This window comes from Hydrogenophaga aquatica, assembly GCF_054780915.1.
In genome coordinates, this window is the sequence record NZ_BAAGVK010000011.1 from 524,960 (window position 1) to 542,240 (window position 17,281).

Consider the following 17,281-nt stretch of genomic DNA (forward strand, 5'->3'; position numbering starts at 1 on the left):
GAGGTCTCCATTAGGGGGTTGCGGTGGGGTCCACACCCAACGCATTCAGTTTAGCTTCAACGATGCGGCGGTAATCGGCAGCCTGGTCCAGCTTGGCGTAGGCGTCCTTGTACGCCTGGCGGGCGGCATCGGCGTTGCCCTGGGCCTGGAGCACGTCGCCACGGCGGTCAGCGACCAGGCCCTCAAACGCGGCGGGCACCTTGGCATCCAGCGCCTTTAGGGCGGCATCGTAGGCCTTGGCATCCAGCTCCAGACCCGCCAGCCGCAAGCGCGCCACGGCAGCCATGCCTTCGTCGCTGGTCTTGCCAATGACAAAGTTCAGGGCCGCCTTGGCGTCGTCAGCCTTCCCCTCGTCGTAAAACACCTTGGCGGCAAGAAGCCCGGCCTGCTGGGCCTGTACCGCACCCGCCGCCTTGGACTGGATGTCAGCCCACACCCGGCGCAGCTTCTCGTCGTCGTTGGCCTGGGCAGCACGCTCCAGTTCCTCGTAAAGAACGGCGGCTTCCAGGGCCGACTTGCGCTGCCAGTACTGCCAGCCGTTCCAGGCCGCAAAAGCCCCCAGCACCGCGATCAGGAGCCACGTGATGAGGTTGCCGTACTTGGACCAGAAATGTTTGATCTGGGCGAGCTGTTCCTGCTCTTCGAGGTCGTAGTGAGAAGCCATTCAGGGCGATGAGTGTTCAGAGGATTGCAAGGGATTGTAGGCTGCCCGGCAGCGGCCTCATTTGAGGCGGTGCGCCCAGGAAGCGGCCTCGGCGAGCGGCAGCGCGGTCTGCTCCGTGATTCCGCCAGCCGCGCCGTCGGCACGCAACGGCTTGACCGACACCTGGCCGGCAGCCAACTCGCTCTCGCCAAAGATGAGCGCGTAGCGCGCGCCGCTGCCATCGGCCTTCTTGAACTGTGACTTCATGCTGCCCTGGCCGTCCGGGCCGCCCGCGTGCATCTGCACCGACACGCCAGCCTGACGCAAGGCGCGCAACGCCTGCATCACCTGTGCCTGCCCTTGCGCCTGGGGCACGACGGCATAGCAGTCAGGCACCGGGGTGGCAGGCAAAAGGTTCTGCGCCTTGAGCAGTTCCAGGATGCGCTCGACCCCCAGCGCCCAGCCCACGGCTGGCGCAGGCTTGCCGCCAATCTGTGCGATCAGCCCGTCGTAACGGCCGCCGGCGCACACCGTGCCCTGCGCACCCAGCGACGTGGTGACGAATTCAAACACGCTCAGGTTGTAGTAATCCATGCCTCGCACCAGGCGCGGATTGATGCGGTAGGCAATGCCCTGCGCGTCCAGCAACGCGCGCAAGGCATTGAAGTGCGCAAGCGACTCCTCGCCCAGGTACTCCATCAGCTTGGGTGCGGCTTCCACCAGCGCCTGCATCGCCGGATTCTTGGTGTCCAGGATGCGCAGCGGGTTGCTGTGCAGGCGGCGCTTGGCGTCCTCGTCCAGCTGGTCCTGGTGCTGCTCCAGGTAGGCGATGAGTGCCTGCCGGTGCGCCTGCCGCTCGGCGGGCTGGCCCAGGCTGTTGATCTCCAGCGTCACGTCCGTCAGGCCCAGCTCGGCCCACAGGTCGGCCGCCATGACGATCAATTCCGCGTCCACGTCGGGCCCCGCAAAGCCGAGCGCCTCGGCGCCGATCTGGTGGAACTGCCGGTAACGGCCGCGCTGCGGGCGCTCATGGCGGAACATGGGGCCCATGTAGTACAGGCGCTTGGGGCCCTCGTAAAGCTGGTTGTGTTCGATGACGGCGCGCACCACGCCAGCCGTGGCCTCCGGGCGCAGCGTCAACTGCTCACCATTCAGGCGATCCTCGAAGGAGTACATCTCCTTCTCGACGATGTCGGTCACCTCGCCCAGGCCACGCACAAACAGGCCCGTGGGCTCGACGATAGGCGTGCGCACGTTGCGGTAGGCGTACCGCGCCATCAGGTCGCGCACCTTGCCTTCCAGCCACTCCCAGTGCGCCGATTCGGGCGCAAAGATGTCGTTCATGCCTTTGACGGCACTGAGTTTTTCTGCCATTTGCTTTGCCTGCTTCTGGTCGAGCGCGCCTCAGACGGACGCGCCGAACTTCTTCTGAATGTAGTCTTCCACGATCTGCTGGAAATCCGCAGCAATCGTGTCCCCGCGCAGCGTGACACGCTTCTCGCCGTCGATGAACACAGGCGCGGCAGGTGCCTCGCCCGTGCCGGGCAGGCTGATGCCGATGTCGGCATGTTTGCTTTCGCCCGGCCCGTTGACGATGCACCCCATCACAGCGACCTTGAGGTTTTCCACGCCAGGGTAGCTCTCGCGCCACTGCGGCATGGAAGCGCGCAGGTAGTCGTCGATCTGCTTGGCCAACTCCTGGAACACCGTGCTGGTGGTGCGCCCACAGCCCGGACATGCGGTGACGCTGGGCACGAAGCTGCGCAGGCCCAGCGCCTGCAGAATCTCCATGGCCACCACCACTTCCTGGGTGCGCGCCTCGCCCGGCTGCGGGGTGAGCGACACGCGAATGGTGTCGCCGATGCCCTGCTGCAGCAACACCGACAGCGCGGCTGCCGACGCCACCGTGCCCTTGGTACCCATGCCTGCCTCTGTCAGCCCCAGGTGCAGGGGATAGTCGCAGCGGCGGTTCAACTCCTGGTACACGGCAATGAGATCCTGCACGCCGCTGACCTTGCAGGACAGCACGATGTCCTCGGGCTTCATGCCCATCTGCTGCGCCTGGGCGGCAGACTGCAGCGCAGACGTGATCAGCGCCTCATACATCACCTGCTTGGCATCCCAGGGCTGCGCACGCCGGGCGTTCTCGTCCATCATGGCCGCCAGCAGATCCTGGTCAAGGCTGCCCCAGTTCACACCGATGCGTACCGGCTTGCCCCAGCGCACCGCCGCCTCGACCATCTGGCCGAACTGGCGGTCTTTCTTGTCACCCCGGCCCACGTTGCCCGGGTTGATGCGGTACTTGGACAATGCCTGCGCCATGTCCGGGTATTCGGTGAGCAGGCGGTGCCCGTTGTAGTGGAAGTCACCGATCAGCGGCACAGGGATGCCCATGCGGTCCAGCTGTTCGCGGATATGCGGCACAGCCTTGGCCGCCTCGTCGTTGTTCACCGTGATGCGCACCAGCTCGGAGCCAGCCAGCGCCAGTTCTTTCACCTGGATGGCAGTGCCGATGGCGTCCGCCGTGTCGGTGTTGGTCATGGACTGCACGCGCACGGGGGCATCGCCTCCTACGGTGACCTTGTGGTCACCCCAGGCCACCACACCCTGGCGGGATTTGCGTTGCAGGGCGCCTCCGAGAGGCGTTGCCTCAGAAGCGTCGGTATGTCGATCCACGGCTCACCTCACCTCGAAACGCGCCACATTGTTGCGGGCATGCGGCGTCAGGTCGAACTGGACTCCGCGCACCAAAACCTCGGTCTCATCGGCACGCCCGATCACCACCGTCAGCGGAAGATCGGTCCCGACCGATACAACCTCGCCGGACTGGAGGCTGCGCTGGATCAGCACCCGGCCAGAGGCACCAGTGACCTGAACCCAGCTTGCCTCCTTGGCCTTGAGGGTCAAGGGCTGGCGACTGAGGTCGACGGGTTGAGCTGGCGCTTCGGCAGCCGCCTGGCTCGTCACGGGAGTGACCGCGGCAGCCACTTCGGCAACCGGCTGCGCAGGCACAGAGCTGGACGCTGGAGCGCCGCCCGAATCGGAAGAGGACGACCCGGCCACTGGACTCGGGGCGGCATCCTCAGGATGAGCCTGTTCGCTGGCAGCCTGCGGCAGCGCATCGGCCGTCTGTAGCGGTGCCGGAACCATAACGGCTTGTGCCGCATCGGGCCTGTTGTCGTCGAACAAATTGGCAAGCGACCAGGAACCGTCCTCCGGGAGCAGGAACCAGAGCAAACCTGCCAGGAAAAACATGACAAGCGCAGCCACTGCGGGCTTTGAAAGGGGCTTGTTGACCACCGGCTCCCCCGCCGACATGGCTCGCGCGGAGTGCAGTGGGAATGGCGCGTTCAGACCCGAGCCCTCTTCAACCAGCCGCACGCCCTTGGCCTGTGGCAGGCTCGCCAGCACCGGCGCCGCATCGATCTTGAGCGTGCGGCACACGCTTGAAGCCAGGGCCCGTGCAAAGGTGGCGTCGGGCAACTCATCGAAGCGGCCAGCCTCCAATGCCTCCAGCTTCTGAACCGGCACTTTGAGCATGGCAGCCAATGCAACCACATGCAGACCAGCCCGCTCACGCGCCGCGCGCAAAAGCTCCACGCCCCCCAGTTCGGCGGCGGGCGCTTCCTGGGAGGGGGCAGTGGACACCTGCACCAACGTGTCACTCATTGAACGCTCCTCTTTCATAGGCACCGGCTTCGCGGGACTCCGGGAAACGGCGCCGCAGCTGCTCACCCAGTTGCCGTGCCGCTTCGTGGTTGCGCAAGCGGTTTTCGATCTTGATGCCCAGCCACAGCGACTCGGCATTCGCAAAGTCTGAGGTGTTCACGCGCCGCACGAAATAGCGGGCACGCTCGGACTCACCCCGCTTGTTGAGCAGCACGGCCAGGTTGTAGTTGGTGACAGGTTGGGCGGGATCCAGTTCGAAGGAGCGCGTGAAGCTGGCTTCCGCCTCGCTGAACTGGCCGGCGCGCGCCTGGCATACGCCTTGCGCCATCCAGGTCCTGGCCGCGGCGGCGTAGTTGGGAACGGCCAGCGCGCGCGTGAACAGCTGTGAAGCCTCGCTGTACTTTTCTTCCTGGCAACGCATCCAGCCCAGGTTGTGCAGCGTATCGGGGTCGCGGGGGTTCACACGCAGCCCCTGCTGAAAGCTCTCCTCCGCCAGCCGCATCTCGTTGAGGCGCATGTAGATCAGCCCCCGCAAGTTGTAGGCCGCCACGAAGGTCGGATCGATCGCAATGGCCTGCTTGGCCTCGTCCAGCGCGACCGTGTTCTGGCCCTGCTCGAAGTAACCGGCAGCCAGCTGCAACCTCACCCTGGCGCGCTTGCGGGCTTGTGGCTCGTCGGACTCCGTCACCAGGTCCCTGCCCGAGCCGGTGACATAGTCACCGGCACCGCCCGCACAGCCCATCAACGTGAGCAGGACGAACACAGCAGCAAGCCAGCGAGCGGGCATCATCGGTGGGTCTCCTTCTTCTTCCAGACGACAGGCTGCTCTTCAGCGGCGGCACGGCGCTGTGCAAGGCGCCGGGCGGCGTTGGTACGGTCCAGAACGTCGCCCGCCAGCTGTCCGCAGGCGGCATCGATGTCGTCTCCCCGCGTCTTGCGAACGGTGGTGACGATACCTGCGCCGTTGAGCGCTTGAGCAAAGGCCTGCACCGTTGCGCGAGACGAGCATTTGAGCCCCGAATCCGGGAAGGGATTGAAGGGGATGAGGTTGAGTTTGCACGGAACGCCCCGCCCCGCGTGCTGCTGGAGCAGCGCCACCAGCTCACGGGCGTGCTCGGGCTGGTCGTTCACCCCGTCGAGCATGCAGTACTCGAAGGTAATGAAGTCCCTTGGTGCTGCGGGCAGGTAGCGCAGGCAGGCATCCAGCAGCTCCGCCAGCGGGTATTTCTTGTTCAGCGGGACCAGGTGGTCGCGCAGGGTATCGTTGGGCGCGTGCAGGGAAACGGCCAACGCCACCGGGCAATCCTGCGCCAGGCGATCCATCATCGGCACGACGCCAGAGGTGGACACCGTGAGCCGGCGGCGGGACAGGCCGTAACCGTGGTCGTCCAGCATCACCTTCAGGGCCGGAACGAGCGCACTGTAGTTCTGGAGCGGCTCACCCATGCCCATCATCACCACGTTGGAGATGACACGCTCCTGCGTGTTGAACTTGCGCCGCAAGTAGTGTTCGGCAAACCAGAGCTGGGCAACGATTTCACCCGTGCTGAGGTTGCGGCTGAAGCCCTGGTGACCGGTGGAGCAGAAACGGCAACCCACTGCGCAGCCAGCCTGGCTGGATACGCACAACGTTCCACGGTCATCCTCGGGGATGAAAACAGACTCGACGGCGTTGCCGTCGCCGACGTCGAACAGCCATTTGATGGTGCCGTCGGCAGAGTCCTGCTGCGAGAGTACGGGCAGACCGCGCACTTCGCACACGCCCGGCAGCTTCTCACGCAGGCTGCGGGCCAGATCGGTCATGTCCTCGAAGCGGGCCACGCCTTTCTGATGAATCCAGCGAAAAAGCTGAACGGCTCGGAAACGCTTTTCCCCGAGCCGCTCACAGAAGGCAGCCAACCCCTCGAGGTCGAAATCGAGCAAATTGGCCGTCATGACATGATCAACGCGAGTAGACGTTCATGCCAGGGAAGAAGAACGACACTTCCACGGCGGCGGTTTCAGGCGCGTCGGAGCCGTGCACGGCGTTGGCGTCGATGCTGTCGGCAAAGTCGGCGCGGATGGTGCCCGGAGCGGCCTTCTTGGGGTCGGTGGCGCCCATCAGGTCACGGTTCTTCAGGATGGCGCCTTCGCCTTCGAGCACCTGGATCATCACCGGGCCGGAGATCATGAAGTCCACCAGATCCTTGAAGAAAGGACGCTCTTTGTGCACGGCGTAGAACTGCTCGGCTTCGCCGCGCGACAGGTGCACCATCTTGGCAGCGATGACCTTCAGGCCAGCGGCCTCGAAGCGGGAGTAGATCTGGCCGATGACGTTCTTGGCGACGGCGTCGGGTTTGATGATGGAAAGGGTGCGTTCGATGGCCATTTTGTTACCTAGGGATTTGTTGGAAAGACAAAGTCAGCAAAGCCCTTGATTCTAACAGTTCAGGGCACGCAAATTGCGTCAACGTTTGCCCCCCTGGCGGCGGCGTTGCCCGGCCGCACCAGGCCCGCGGCCGGCACCGCCAGTACGCGGACGCGCGTCCGCCCCGATGTAGCCATAACTGGTACGCATGGGGTCGGGCTGCCCTCCGGCCGCTTTGTCACCGCCACGCGGCGTGAAGCGCTTCTTCCCCGCCCCTTGCGGCAAGGCAGGCCCGTCCACCAGCTTGGGGGCGCCAGGGCGCGGCCCCTTGCCCCGGTTGCGGCGCGGTGGCTGCCCGCGCCGTTGCCCCTGCTCTTCCGCAGGCCGCGCCATGCCTGCGGCCTGCGTGAGCCGCTCGATGTCACGGTGATCCAGCTCCAGCCAGGCGCCACGGCGCAGGCCGCGCGGCAGGACCACGGCGCCATAGCGGATGCGAATCAGCCTGCTGACGGCGTGCCCGACCGCCTCGAACATGCGCCGGACTTCGCGGTTGCGGCCCTCGGCGATCGTCACGCGGTACCAGCAGTTGGCGCCGTCGCCACCACCGTCTTCGATGGACTGGAACTGCGCGACGCCGTCATCCAGATTGACACCGTCAAGCAAACGCTGCTTTTCCTCGTTGCTCAAGGCCCCCAGCACCCGGACGGCGTACTCACGTTGCAGGCCGAAGCGCGGGTGCATCAGCTTGTTGGCCAGCTCACCGGAGTTGGTGAACAGCAGCAGACCCTCGGTGTTCAGATCCAGCCGTCCCACGGATTGCCACTTGCCGTTGTGCAGCTTGGGCAGGCGACGGAAAACCGTCGGGCGGTTCTGCGGGTCGTCGTGCGTCACGACCTCGCCCGTGGGCTTGTGGTACGCCAGCACACGGGGCGGCGGCGGCGCGATGCGCACGCGAATGGGTTTGCCGTTGACCTTCACCGAATCGCCGTACTGGATGCGCTGACCGATGTGGGCAGGCTCGCCGTTGACCGAAATCCGCCCCTCGAGAATCATCTGTTCCATCTCAAGCCTCGAACCCAGCCCTGCCTGCGCAAGCACCTTGTGCAGCTTGGGGGTATCGGCCTGCGGTTGCAGCACACGCTTGCCCTGTTCGGGCTCAACGGCCTCTTGCTCTGCGTCGAAGGCGCCAGAGACGACCTCCTCGAACAGCTCGGGCTCAGGTGCGCTCTGGCCGGACTGTGGGTCATGCGGTGGGTGGTTCATGCTCTGCTTCTTCAAGGTTGTGTCCAGCTTGCGCCAAGGACTCTGTTTCTGCCACTGCCTCTGTGCCCGGCTCCCCGAAGTCCAGGTCACTCAGCATGTCCTGCGGCATGTCGCCAGCCTCCAAAGGCGGCAACGCATCCAGGGAAGGCAGCCCCAGGTCGTCCAGGAACTGGCGTGTGGTGGCGTAAAGCGCCGGCCTGCCCACGGTCTCGCGGTGGCCGATCACTTCCACCCACCCCCGGTCTTCCAGCTGCTTGAGGATGGCCGAGTTGATGGTGACACCACGGATGTCCTCCATGTCGCCACGCGTGACCGGCTGCCTGTAGGCGATGATGGCCAGGGTCTCCAGCACGGCCCGGCTGTACTTGGGGGGTTTCTCAGGGTGCAGCCGGTCCAGAAAAGGGCGCAGCTCCGGGCGGCTCTGAAACCGCCACCCATTCGCCACGCAAACCAGCTCCACACCCTTGTTGGCCCAGGCACGCTGCAGGTCACCCAGCATCAGGCGCAGGGTGTCGTGCGAGACGGCACCCTCGAACAGCACCGACATCTCGCGCAGGGACAAAGGCTCCTGCGCACAAATGAGGGCGGTTTCGAGGATGCGCTGTGCATCCGCGGTGTTCATGGTCGTGGGTCCGAGAAGACAATGGCCGGAGGTTCCGGGGCGGCCGCAGACACGGGTGTGCAGCGAAAGGCCGAGCGACAGGGCAGAAACGTCAGGCGGGGTCAACCCGCCACAGTTGCTCGAAATTGTAATGCAGCCCAGCGTTTTGCAGGGCAGCATGGATATCTGGCGGCAAACGGCTTTCCAGGCTGAGCGTGACGCCCGTCACGGGGTGCACGAACACCAGCCGCAGCGCATGCAGCGCCTGGCGGCCCATGCCTGCCAAGGCGCGGCCGCCATACAACGTGTCGCCCACGAGTGGGTGGCCCAGCCAGGCCATGTGGACACGGATCTGATGGGTGCGCCCGGTGTGCAGCTTGCAGCCGACCCAGCTCAGCCCGCCTCCCGCATCCAGCAGCCTCACGCGGGTCTGCGCCTCCTTGGCCCCGCTGGCACCCTGCAGCACCGCCATGCGCAGGCGGTTGCGCGGGTCGCGCCCAATAGGCTGGTCAACCAGCACCTCGGAAGCCCCGCGCCAGCCACCGTGCGCCAGGGCCACGTAGATCCTGTGGACTTCACGGCGCGCGATCATGCGCACCAGCGCATCGACAGCCTGCTGCGTCTTGCCCACGATCATCAGGCCGCTGGTGTCCTTGTCGAGCCGATGGACGATGCCAGCACGGGGCAGCCGCGCCGCGCCACCGTGGTGGGCCAACAGGCCGTTGAGCAGAGTGCCTGTCCAGTTGCCTGCGGCCGGGTGCACCACCAGGCCCGCGGGCTTGTCCACCACCATCAGGTGCTCGTCTTCGTACACCACCTGCAGCGCCATCGCCTCGGGCAGGAAGGACTGAGCCTGTGCCGTCGGCCGCAGTTCAACCTCGACACGGTCTCCCGTCTTCAAACGGGTGGCGGGCTTGGATACCGGCTGACCGTTCAGGGCTACGGCGCCCTCTTCCAGCAACTGCTGAAAATACGAGCGGGAAAACGCCGGGCAGGACCGCGCCAGGAAGCGGTCGATCCGGTCACCGTGGTCTTCGGGACACGCGGCCAGGGCCCGCGTTTCCGCGCCAGCCTCAAGCTCGGTCTCTTCCTCGGCCAGCTCGGGCTCCTGGTCAAGGGGGGTCGATATAATTTGCTGAGTCAATCCGCTGTCCCGCTGCTACAAAGGTGTACGCACGATGTTTTCTCCCCGATTATCCGCTGTGTGCCTGAAGCGCTCCTGCCTGCCCATGCTGCTGTCAGCAGCGCTGCTGGCGGGCTGTGCAGGCAGCACCAAGACCGTTGACGAAACCGCAGGCTGGAGCCCCAACAAGCTCTATGCCGAAGCGATGGACGAGCGCAACAGCGGCAATTACGAGAAAGCCGTCCAGCTTTTCGAGAAGCTGGAAGGCCGGGCCGCAGGCACACCCCTGGCCCAGCAGGCCCAGCTGGAAAAGGCTTACGCGCACTACAAGGCAGGCGAACAGGCACAGGCCGTCGTCACCATCGACCGCTTCATCAAGCTGCACCCTGCCAGCCCGGCGATCGATTACGCGCTGTACCTCAAGGGCATCGTCAACTTCAACGACAACCTGGGCCTGTTCGGCTGGCTGTCGCAGCAGGATCTGTCGGAACGCGACCAGAAGGCTGCGAAGGTGTCCTTCGAGTCCTTCAAGGAACTGGCCGAACGCTTCCCGGACTCCCGCTATGCGCCCGATGCCCGGCTTCGCATGACCTACATCGTGAACTCGCTGGCCCAGTCCGAAGTTCACGTTGCCCGTTACTACTACCAGCGTGGCGCCTATGTGGCAGCCATCAACCGCGCACAGACAGCGATTGCCGACTACCGGGGCGTCCCTGCCGTGGAAGAGGCGCTCTACATCCTCCTGAAGTCTTACGAGGCGTTGAGCATGGAGGAACTGGCCAAGGACACACGGCGGGTACTGGAAACCAACTACCCCCAGAGCACCTACCTCACCGAGGGCGTCAAGTCCAAGGAAGGTCCCTGGTGGAAACTGTGGTGACCAGCTCATCCAGCCAGCGCTGAACCTCCTCGTCGCTGTGCAGCCAGCGCATCGGGGGCAGTGCCGAGCGCAGGACCTTGCCGTAAGGCCTGTCCAGCAGTCGGGTGTCTCCGATCACCAGCAGCCCCTTGTCGAGTTCACTGCGTATCAGGCGCCCTGCCCCCTGCTTCAGCGCCACACCGGTTTCAGGCAGGAAGTAGGTCTTGAACGGCCGTTGTCCAGCCACTTGCAGCGCCGCCGTCTTCGCCGCGACCCACGGGTCGTCTGGCGGCGGAAACGGCAGCTTGTCGATGACCACCATCTGCAGATCGTCCCCCGGCACGTCCACCCCTTCCCAGAAAGACGCCGACGCCACCAGTACGGCACCAGGCCCGCCCCCGCGTGAGGCCCTGCGAAAACGGTCGAGCAACTCGCGCTTGGGAGCCTCGCCCTGCACCAGCACCGCGGGCCCGAGGTCCCGCTGACTCAAAGCCGCAAGGTGCTTGCCGATGGCATCGAGTGCGCGCAAGGTGGTGGTCAACACCAGCGTTCGCCCGCCCAGCTTGACGATCCAGGGCCAGATGCGGGCCGCCAGGGCGGCGGCATGGCGCGGATCGGCGGGCTCGGGCAGAGACTCCGGCACATGGACGGCGGCCTGATGCGCATAGTCAAATGGGCTTTCCAGTTGCAGGGTCGAGATCCCGCCCAGCCCCAACGCCTCGGTGAACCAGGACAGGCCCGCATCCGTTCCCAGGGTGGCCGACGTGAACACCCAGGTCTTGCGCTCAGCAGACCCGGCAGGCAACACTAGCGAGCCGAAAGCCTCGGCGACGGCAAGCGGTGCGAGCGTGAGCCGGAAGTGCTGACCGGGCACGACCCATCTTGCAGCCCCCGAAGGCTCGGCACCTTGCACCACCTTGTCGAAGCTGGAGAGCAAGGTCAAGCCCCGTTCATGCAGGCGCGCCAGCTCCGGCGCCGCGGCCGCCACGTGGTCAAGCCCCTCACAAGCTGCTACTGCCGCACTGCGCAGGCTGGCAATCGACGATCGCCAGCTGTCGGGGTCCACTCCCTCGGGCGCGACACCCGCCCAGTTCAGCCTGCGCTCCTGGGACGGCCCGGCGCCCCAGACGGGAAGGCAGGCAGCCAATCCCTTGACCTCGGACTCCATGGCCAGCGCCAGGGCTTCCCAATTCGCCAGGCCCCGGGCGTGCCGCACCCCGCCCAGCAGGACATCGCGCGCCCAGTCCCGCCACTGGCTGGCGCTCACGGAAGTGCCCAGGAACTGGACGCAAACGTCGGGCAAACGGTGCGCCTCGTCAAACACCAGCACCTCGGCTGCGGGCAGCAGCTCTGCCACACCCGCTTCACGCACAGCCCAGTCGGCCATGAACAGGTGGTGGTTCACCACCGTGACGTCGGCCGCGAGTGCCTGGTTTCTCGCGATATTGACGTGGCAGGACTTCGCGTGCGGACACTGGCCACCCAGGCAGTTCTCCCTGGTGGACGTGATCAGCGGCCAGATGGCAGAGCGTTCATCCAGACCGGACAGTTCCGCCAGATCACCCGTGGTGGTGCAGGTAGACCAGACTTCGACACGGCGGATCTGCTCAGGCAGGTAACGGTCATCGGGCGACGCCCTCTGCCCGGCCGCTTCCAGCCTCTGCCTGCAGAGGTAGCTGGAGCGCCCCTTGAGCAAGGCCATGCGGACCGGCAAGCCCAGCGCCTGAGCGACGGCAGGCAGATCCCTCGTGTAGAGCTGATCCTGGAGCGCCTTGGTCGCAGTCGACATCACCACACGCCTGCCACTCAGCAGGGACGGCACCAGGTACGCATAGGTCTTGCCCACCCCGGTGCCTGCCTCTACGGCAACGCTCTGGCGTTGCTCGATGGCGTCTGAAACAGCCTCCGCCATCGCCAGTTGGGACAGCCGGGGCACGTAGTGGGGGTGCACTTGCGACAGCCGGCCTCCTTCGGCAAAGAACGAGGACACTTCATGGGCAAGCGAGGCAAGATCGGGCGCGGTCATCTGCACTCATAATACGTGCAGACAACACCTGCAACCTCGCCCTTGGACCAGACTGCCCACCGAATGTCAACCGGCTACAAAATCGTCGCAGCCACCGGCCTGGACCAAGGAGACCGGCCCTACCAGCAAGACCAAGTCAAGCTCTTGTCACACGCCCGCGAGGAAGGCTGCCTGCTCGGTGTCGTGGCCGATGGCATGGGTGGCCGCAGCGGTGGCCGCAAAGCTGCGGATCAGGTGCTTCTGACGGCGCAGCAGCTGTTCGAACGCTACGATTCCTCAAGCGATTCACCCGCCGCCTTCCTGAATCAGCTGGCGCAGGAGGCACACCTCGTGATCCGGCTGATTGCCGTGTCAGCCGAGCAGGAGCCACACAGCACGCTGGCAGCGTTCCTGCTCAATCCCGACGGCCACTGCCACTGGGCACACTCCGGTGATTCGCGGCTGTACCACTTCCGTCAGGAAAAGCTGGTGTCCCGCTCCAAGGACCACTCATATGTGCAGGCCCTCGTTGACCGCGGTGAACTCAGCGAAGACGAGGCGCACAGCGACCCTCGCGCCAACATCCTGTTGAGCTGCCTGGGCGCTGAACAGGCGCCGCAGATCAGCATGCACGAAACGGGAAAGCTCGGCCCTGGCGACAGCCTGCTGGCCTGCAGCGACGGCCTTTGGCACTACTTCACGGAACACGAGCTTGGCCACGTGATCAACCAGCTGACGCCGCGCGAAGCCTGCGAGCTGCTGGTTGAACAGGCCCGCAAGCGCTCGGGCGGGCGCGGGGACAACATCTCCCTCATCGTCGTCAAGCTGCTACCGCTTGGCAGCCAGTGAGGCCCGCGACGGTTACGTCAGAGACGTGTCGACCGTGCGGCGCTCCAGCGCCAGGTATTCGGCCGACTGCATCTCGTTGAGCCGCGACACGGTGCGGGGAAATTCGTGCGCCAGCGGTCCTTCCGTGTAGAGCTGCTCCGGCGGCACCTCCGCCGACAGGATGAGCTTGACACGCCGGTCGTAAAGCACGTCCACCAGCCACGTGAAGCGCCGCGCCTCGGAAGCCAGCTTGACCGGCATGTGCGGCACATTGCTCAACAGCACCGTGTGGAACTGGGTGGCCAGCTCCAGGTAGTCGTTCTGCGAGCGGGGGCCGCCGCAGAGCGTTCGGAAGTCGAACCACACCACGCCACCGGCCCGCCGCAGGGCGCGTATCTCGCGCTGCTCGATGTGCAGCACCGGGTCTTCGTCATGGGCTTCGGCCAGACGGCTGAAGGCCTGCTCCATCTCGGCGTCCGTGCCGGGTCCCAGGGGGCAGTGGTAGAGCCTCACCTGCTCCAGAGTACGGCGCCGGTAGTCGGTGCCGTTGTCCACGTTCACCACGTCCATGGTCTGCTTGAGCAGGGCAATGGCGGGCAGAATGCGGTCACGGTGCAAGCCGTCGGGGTAGAGTCCGTCCGGATGAAAGTTGCTCGTGGTGACCATGCCAATGCCGTACTTGCGCATGGCATCGAGCACGCGGTGCAGGATCATGGCGTCGGTCACGTCCGCCACGTGGAATTCGTCGAAACATACCAGGCGGTAGCGCTGCGACATGCGTCGGCCAAGCTCGTCCAGCGGGTTCACGGTGCCCTGCAGTTCGGCCAGCTCGCGGTGCACCTCACGCATGAACTCGTGGAAGTGCAGGCGCGTCTTGCGTCGGAGGGGCACGGCGTTGTAGAAGCAGTCCATCAGGAAGCTTTTGCCTCGCCCCACCCCGCCGTACATGTAGACCCCACGCGGAATGGGCAGCCGATTGATGAACTTCTTGAGCGCGTTGGAGCGCCGCTGCTTGAAGTGCGACCACTCCGCGGCACAGCGCTCCAGCGCCTCGACGGCGCGCAACTGCGCGGGGTCACTCTTGAAACCCCGCGCCTGGAGCTCGGCTTCGTAAGCCGTCCGCACCGGCCCGAAGCCGGCGCTCTCACCCAGCGACGCCATGCGCTCAGAAGTTCAGCGTGCGCTTGTCCACCGCCAGCGCAGCTTCCTTGGTCGCCTCGGACAGCGACGGGTGCGCGTGGCAGATGCGAGCGATGTCTTCGGCACTGGCCTTGAACTCCATGGCCACCACGGCTTCGGAGATCAGTTCGGAAGCCATCGGGCCCACGATGTGCACACCCAGGATTTCGTCGGTCTTGGCGTCGGCCAGGAACTTGACCATGCCGGTCGTGTCGCCCAGCGCACGTGCGCGGCCGTTGGCCAGGAACGGGAAGGTACCGGCCTTGTACGCCACGCCATCGGCCTTGAGCTGCTGTTCGGTGCGGCCCACCCAGGCGATTTCCGGGCTGGTGTAGATGACCCAGGGAATGGTGTTGAAGTTGACGTGACCGTGCTGGCCAGCCATGCGCTCGGCCACGGCAACGCCCTCTTCCTCGGCCTTGTGCGCGAGCATGGGGCCGCGAACCACGTCACCCACCGCCCACACGCCGGGCAGGTTGGTCTTGCACTCGTCGTCCACCACGATGGCGCCGCGCTCGTCGAGCTTCAGGCCCACGGCCTCGGCGTTCAGGCCATTGGTGTTGGGCACGCGGCCGATGGAGACGATCAGCTTGTCCACGTCCAGTGTCTGGGCTTCGCCCTTGGCATTGGTGTAGGCCACGCTCACACCTTTCTTGCCGGTCTTGATCTCGCCGACCTTGACGCCCAGCTCGACCTTCAGGCCCTGCTTGTCGAAGGCCTTCTTGGCCTCTTTGGCGATCTGCTCGTCCACCGCGCCCAGGAAGGTCGGCAGACCTTCGAGGATGGTGACGTCCGCACCCAGGCGGCGCCAGACAGAGCCCATTTCCAGACCGATCACGCCAGAGCCGATCAGGCCCAGCTTCTTGGGCACAGAACCAATGCGCAGCGCACCGTCGTTGCTCAGCACGTTCTGCTCGTCGAACGGCACGCCAGGCAGCGCGCGGGCGTTGGAGCCCGTGGCCACGATCACCTGCTTGCCCACCAGGGTTTCGGGTTTGTCACCCGAAACGGCGACTTCATAACCGCCGTCAACCGCCTTGACGAACGAACCACGGCCGTGGAAGAAGGTGACCTTGTTCTTCTTGAACAGGTAGAGGATGCCGTCGTTGTTCTGCTTGACGACGGCGTCCTTGCGGGCGACCATCTTCGCCACGTCCATCTTCACTGTGCCGGTGGAGATGCCGTGCTCGGCGAAGTGGTGGTTGGCGTGCTCGAAGTGCTCGGACGACTGCAGCAGCGCCTTGGAGGGAATGCAGCCCACGTTGGTGCAGGTGCCGCCAGGAGCGGGGCCGCCTGCGGCGTTCTTCCACTCGTCGATACACGCGACCTTGAAGCCGAGCTGGGCCGCGCGAATGGCGGCGATGTAGCCGCCGGGGCCTGCGCCGATCACGACAACGTCAAATGCTTGGGACATGTTCTTTTCCTGTGAGGTTGGACAAACGCCCCCGAAGGGGCGTCGTGTTCACTGACTTGCCGATCAGATATTGAACAGCAGGCGCGACGGATCTTCCAGCGCTTCCTTCATGGCGACGAGGCCCAGCACGGCTTCGCGGCCGTCGATGATGCGGTGGTCGTAGCTCATGGCCAGGTAGTTGATGGGACGGACCACGACCTGACCGTTTTCCACCACGGCACGGTCCTTGGTGGCGTGCACGCCCAGGATGGCCGATTGCGGCGGGTTGATGATGGGCGTGGAGAGCATGGAGCCGAAGGTGCCACCGTTGGAGATGGAGAACGTGCCGCCGGTCATCTCCTCGATGCCCAGCTTGCCGTCCTGTGCCTTTTTGCCGAACTCGGCGATCTTCTTCTCGATGTCGGCGAAGCTCATCTGGTCAGCGTTGCGCAGGATGGGCACCACCAGGCCACGGGGCGAACCCACCGCGATACCGATGTCAAAGTAGCCGTGGTAGACGATGTCGTTGCCATCGACCGATGCGTTGAGCACCGGAAACTTCTTCAATGCGTGCACGGCAGCCTTGACGAAGAAGCTCATGAAGCCCAGCTTGACGCCATGCTCCTTGGTGAACTGGTCCTGGAAGCGCTTGCGCAGTTCCATGACCGGAGCCATATTCACTTCGTTGAACGTGGTCAGGATGGCGTTGGTGGACTGTGACTGCAGCAGACGCTCGGCGACGCGGGCACGCAGGCGGCTCATCGGCACGCGCTGCTCGGGGCGGTTGCCCAGGTCCACGGTAGGTGCGGCCACCTGGGGCAACACCTTGGTGGGAGCACCCGTGGGAATGGCCACCGGTGCGGCGGCAGGCTTGGCGGCACCGCCAGCCACGGCGGCCAGCACGTCGCCCTTGGTGATGCGGCCGTCCTTGCCTGTGCCAGCCACTGCAGCTGCCGACAGGTTGTTGTCGGCCAGGAGCTTGGCGGCGGCGGGCATTGCCACGGCACTCATGTCCTTGGATGCTGCTGCGGCAGCAGCCGGGGCAGCAGCGGGTGCGGCTGCGGCAGGCGCTGCCGCGGGAGCGGCGGCCACCTTGCCGTCGGTATCGATGCGGGCGATCAGCTGATCGGACACCACAGTGCCGCCATCACCCACCACCAGTTCGGCCAGCACGCCAGCGGACGGCGCGGGCACTTCCAGCACCACCTTGTCGGTCTCGATCTCGATCAGGATCTCATCGGCGGCAACGGTTTCGCCGACTTTCTTCTTCCACTGCAGCAGGGTCGCCTCGGCCACGGATTCCGACAACTGAGGCACTTTGACTTCTACGATAGCCATGATGTAACTGTCCTTGAATGCGTTGTTCTGTTC

16 protein-coding genes are annotated in these 17,281 nt (G+C 65.2%); 2 read left to right on the top strand and 14 right to left on the bottom strand.

Going from position 1 to position 17,281, the window contains the following annotated elements:
• Nucleotides 1–10: 10 nt before the first annotated feature.
• From ACYVHH_RS09865 to ACYVHH_RS09910, 10 genes are all read right to left on the bottom strand, one after another.
• Complete coding sequence (locus ACYVHH_RS09865; RefSeq protein WP_460564967.1) at nt 11–664, bottom strand: YfgM family protein; 654 nt, start codon at nt 662–664, stop codon at nt 11–13.
• A gap of 57 nt (nt 665–721) precedes the next feature.
• Nucleotides 722–2,017, bottom strand: coding sequence for a histidine--tRNA ligase (gene hisS / locus ACYVHH_RS09870; protein WP_460564968.1), 1,296 nt, complete (start codon nt 2,015–2,017; stop codon nt 722–724).
• A gap of 30 nt (nt 2,018–2,047) precedes the next feature.
• Entirely contained in the window at nt 2,048–3,319 is a 1,272-nt protein-coding gene (ispG, locus tag ACYVHH_RS09875) for a flavodoxin-dependent (E)-4-hydroxy-3-methylbut-2-enyl-diphosphate synthase (RefSeq protein WP_460564969.1), read from the bottom strand.
• Nucleotides 3,320–3,322: 3 nt separating this feature from the next.
• Nucleotides 3,323–4,312, bottom strand: a complete 990-nt coding sequence (locus ACYVHH_RS09880; RefSeq protein ID WP_460564970.1) for a RodZ domain-containing protein — start codon at nt 4,310–4,312, stop codon at nt 3,323–3,325.
• A complete protein-coding gene (gene pilW, locus ACYVHH_RS09885; protein ID WP_460564971.1) occupies nt 4,305–5,102 on the bottom strand; it encodes a type IV pilus biogenesis/stability protein PilW in 798 nt (265 codons plus the stop codon). The genes ACYVHH_RS09880 and pilW overlap by 8 nt, the downstream gene beginning before the upstream one ends.
• A complete protein-coding gene (gene rlmN / locus ACYVHH_RS09890; protein ID WP_460564972.1) occupies nt 5,099–6,247 on the bottom strand; it encodes a dual-specificity RNA methyltransferase RlmN in 1,149 nt (382 codons plus the stop codon). Before rlmN ends, pilW begins: the two co-directional genes overlap by 4 nt.
• A gap of 7 nt (nt 6,248–6,254) precedes the next feature.
• Nucleotides 6,255–6,680, bottom strand: a complete 426-nt coding sequence (ndk, locus tag ACYVHH_RS09895) for a nucleoside-diphosphate kinase (protein ID WP_460564973.1) — start codon at nt 6,678–6,680, stop codon at nt 6,255–6,257.
• Nucleotides 6,681–6,758: 78 nt separating this feature from the next.
• Entirely contained in the window at nt 6,759–8,012 is a 1,254-nt protein-coding gene (locus ACYVHH_RS09900) for a pseudouridine synthase (RefSeq protein ID WP_460564974.1), read from the bottom strand.
• Nucleotides 7,903–8,544, bottom strand: coding sequence for an SMC-Scp complex subunit ScpB (scpB, locus tag ACYVHH_RS09905; protein WP_460564975.1), 642 nt, complete (start codon nt 8,542–8,544; stop codon nt 7,903–7,905). The genes ACYVHH_RS09900 and scpB overlap by 110 nt, the downstream gene beginning before the upstream one ends.
• Before the next feature lie 91 nt (nt 8,545–8,635).
• Entirely contained in the window at nt 8,636–9,667 is a 1,032-nt protein-coding gene (locus tag ACYVHH_RS09910; protein ID WP_460564976.1) for an RluA family pseudouridine synthase, read from the bottom strand.
• Between the two features lie 34 nt (nt 9,668–9,701).
• On the opposite strand from ACYVHH_RS09910, the gene ACYVHH_RS09915 reads away from it, so the two are divergent.
• Complete coding sequence (locus ACYVHH_RS09915) at nt 9,702–10,526, top strand: outer membrane protein assembly factor BamD (protein ID WP_460564977.1); 825 nt, start codon at nt 9,702–9,704, stop codon at nt 10,524–10,526.
• On the opposite strand, the gene ACYVHH_RS09920 is transcribed toward ACYVHH_RS09915, so the two are convergent.
• Nucleotides 10,489–12,531, bottom strand: coding sequence for an ATP-dependent DNA helicase (locus ACYVHH_RS09920; protein ID WP_460564978.1), 2,043 nt, complete (start codon nt 12,529–12,531; stop codon nt 10,489–10,491). The two genes, ACYVHH_RS09915 and ACYVHH_RS09920, sit on opposite strands and share 38 nt — an antisense overlap.
• A 63-nt stretch (nt 12,532–12,594) precedes the next feature.
• Between ACYVHH_RS09920 and ACYVHH_RS09925 the strand changes: the two genes are divergently transcribed.
• Nucleotides 12,595–13,359 (top strand): PP2C family protein-serine/threonine phosphatase, encoded by a 765-nt coding sequence (locus ACYVHH_RS09925; protein WP_460564979.1) that lies wholly within the window; start codon nt 12,595–12,597, stop codon nt 13,357–13,359.
• 12 nt (nt 13,360–13,371) lie between these two features.
• Here the strand turns inward: ACYVHH_RS09925 and zapE are convergent, their stop codons facing one another.
• From zapE to odhB, 3 genes are all read right to left on the bottom strand, one after another.
• Nucleotides 13,372–14,499: a cell division protein ZapE gene (gene zapE / locus ACYVHH_RS09930; protein ID WP_460564980.1), complete on the bottom strand. Its 1,128-nt coding sequence runs from the start codon at nt 14,497–14,499 to the stop codon at nt 13,372–13,374.
• 4 nt (nt 14,500–14,503) lie between these two features.
• A complete protein-coding gene (gene lpdA, locus ACYVHH_RS09935) occupies nt 14,504–15,931 on the bottom strand; it encodes a dihydrolipoyl dehydrogenase (RefSeq protein WP_460564981.1) in 1,428 nt (475 codons plus the stop codon).
• 63 nt (nt 15,932–15,994) lie between these two features.
• On the bottom strand, nt 15,995–17,248 hold the full coding sequence (gene odhB, locus ACYVHH_RS09940) for a 2-oxoglutarate dehydrogenase complex dihydrolipoyllysine-residue succinyltransferase (protein ID WP_460564982.1): 1,254 nt from the start codon (nt 17,246–17,248) through the stop codon (nt 15,995–15,997).
• Nucleotides 17,249–17,281 lie beyond the last annotated feature (33 nt).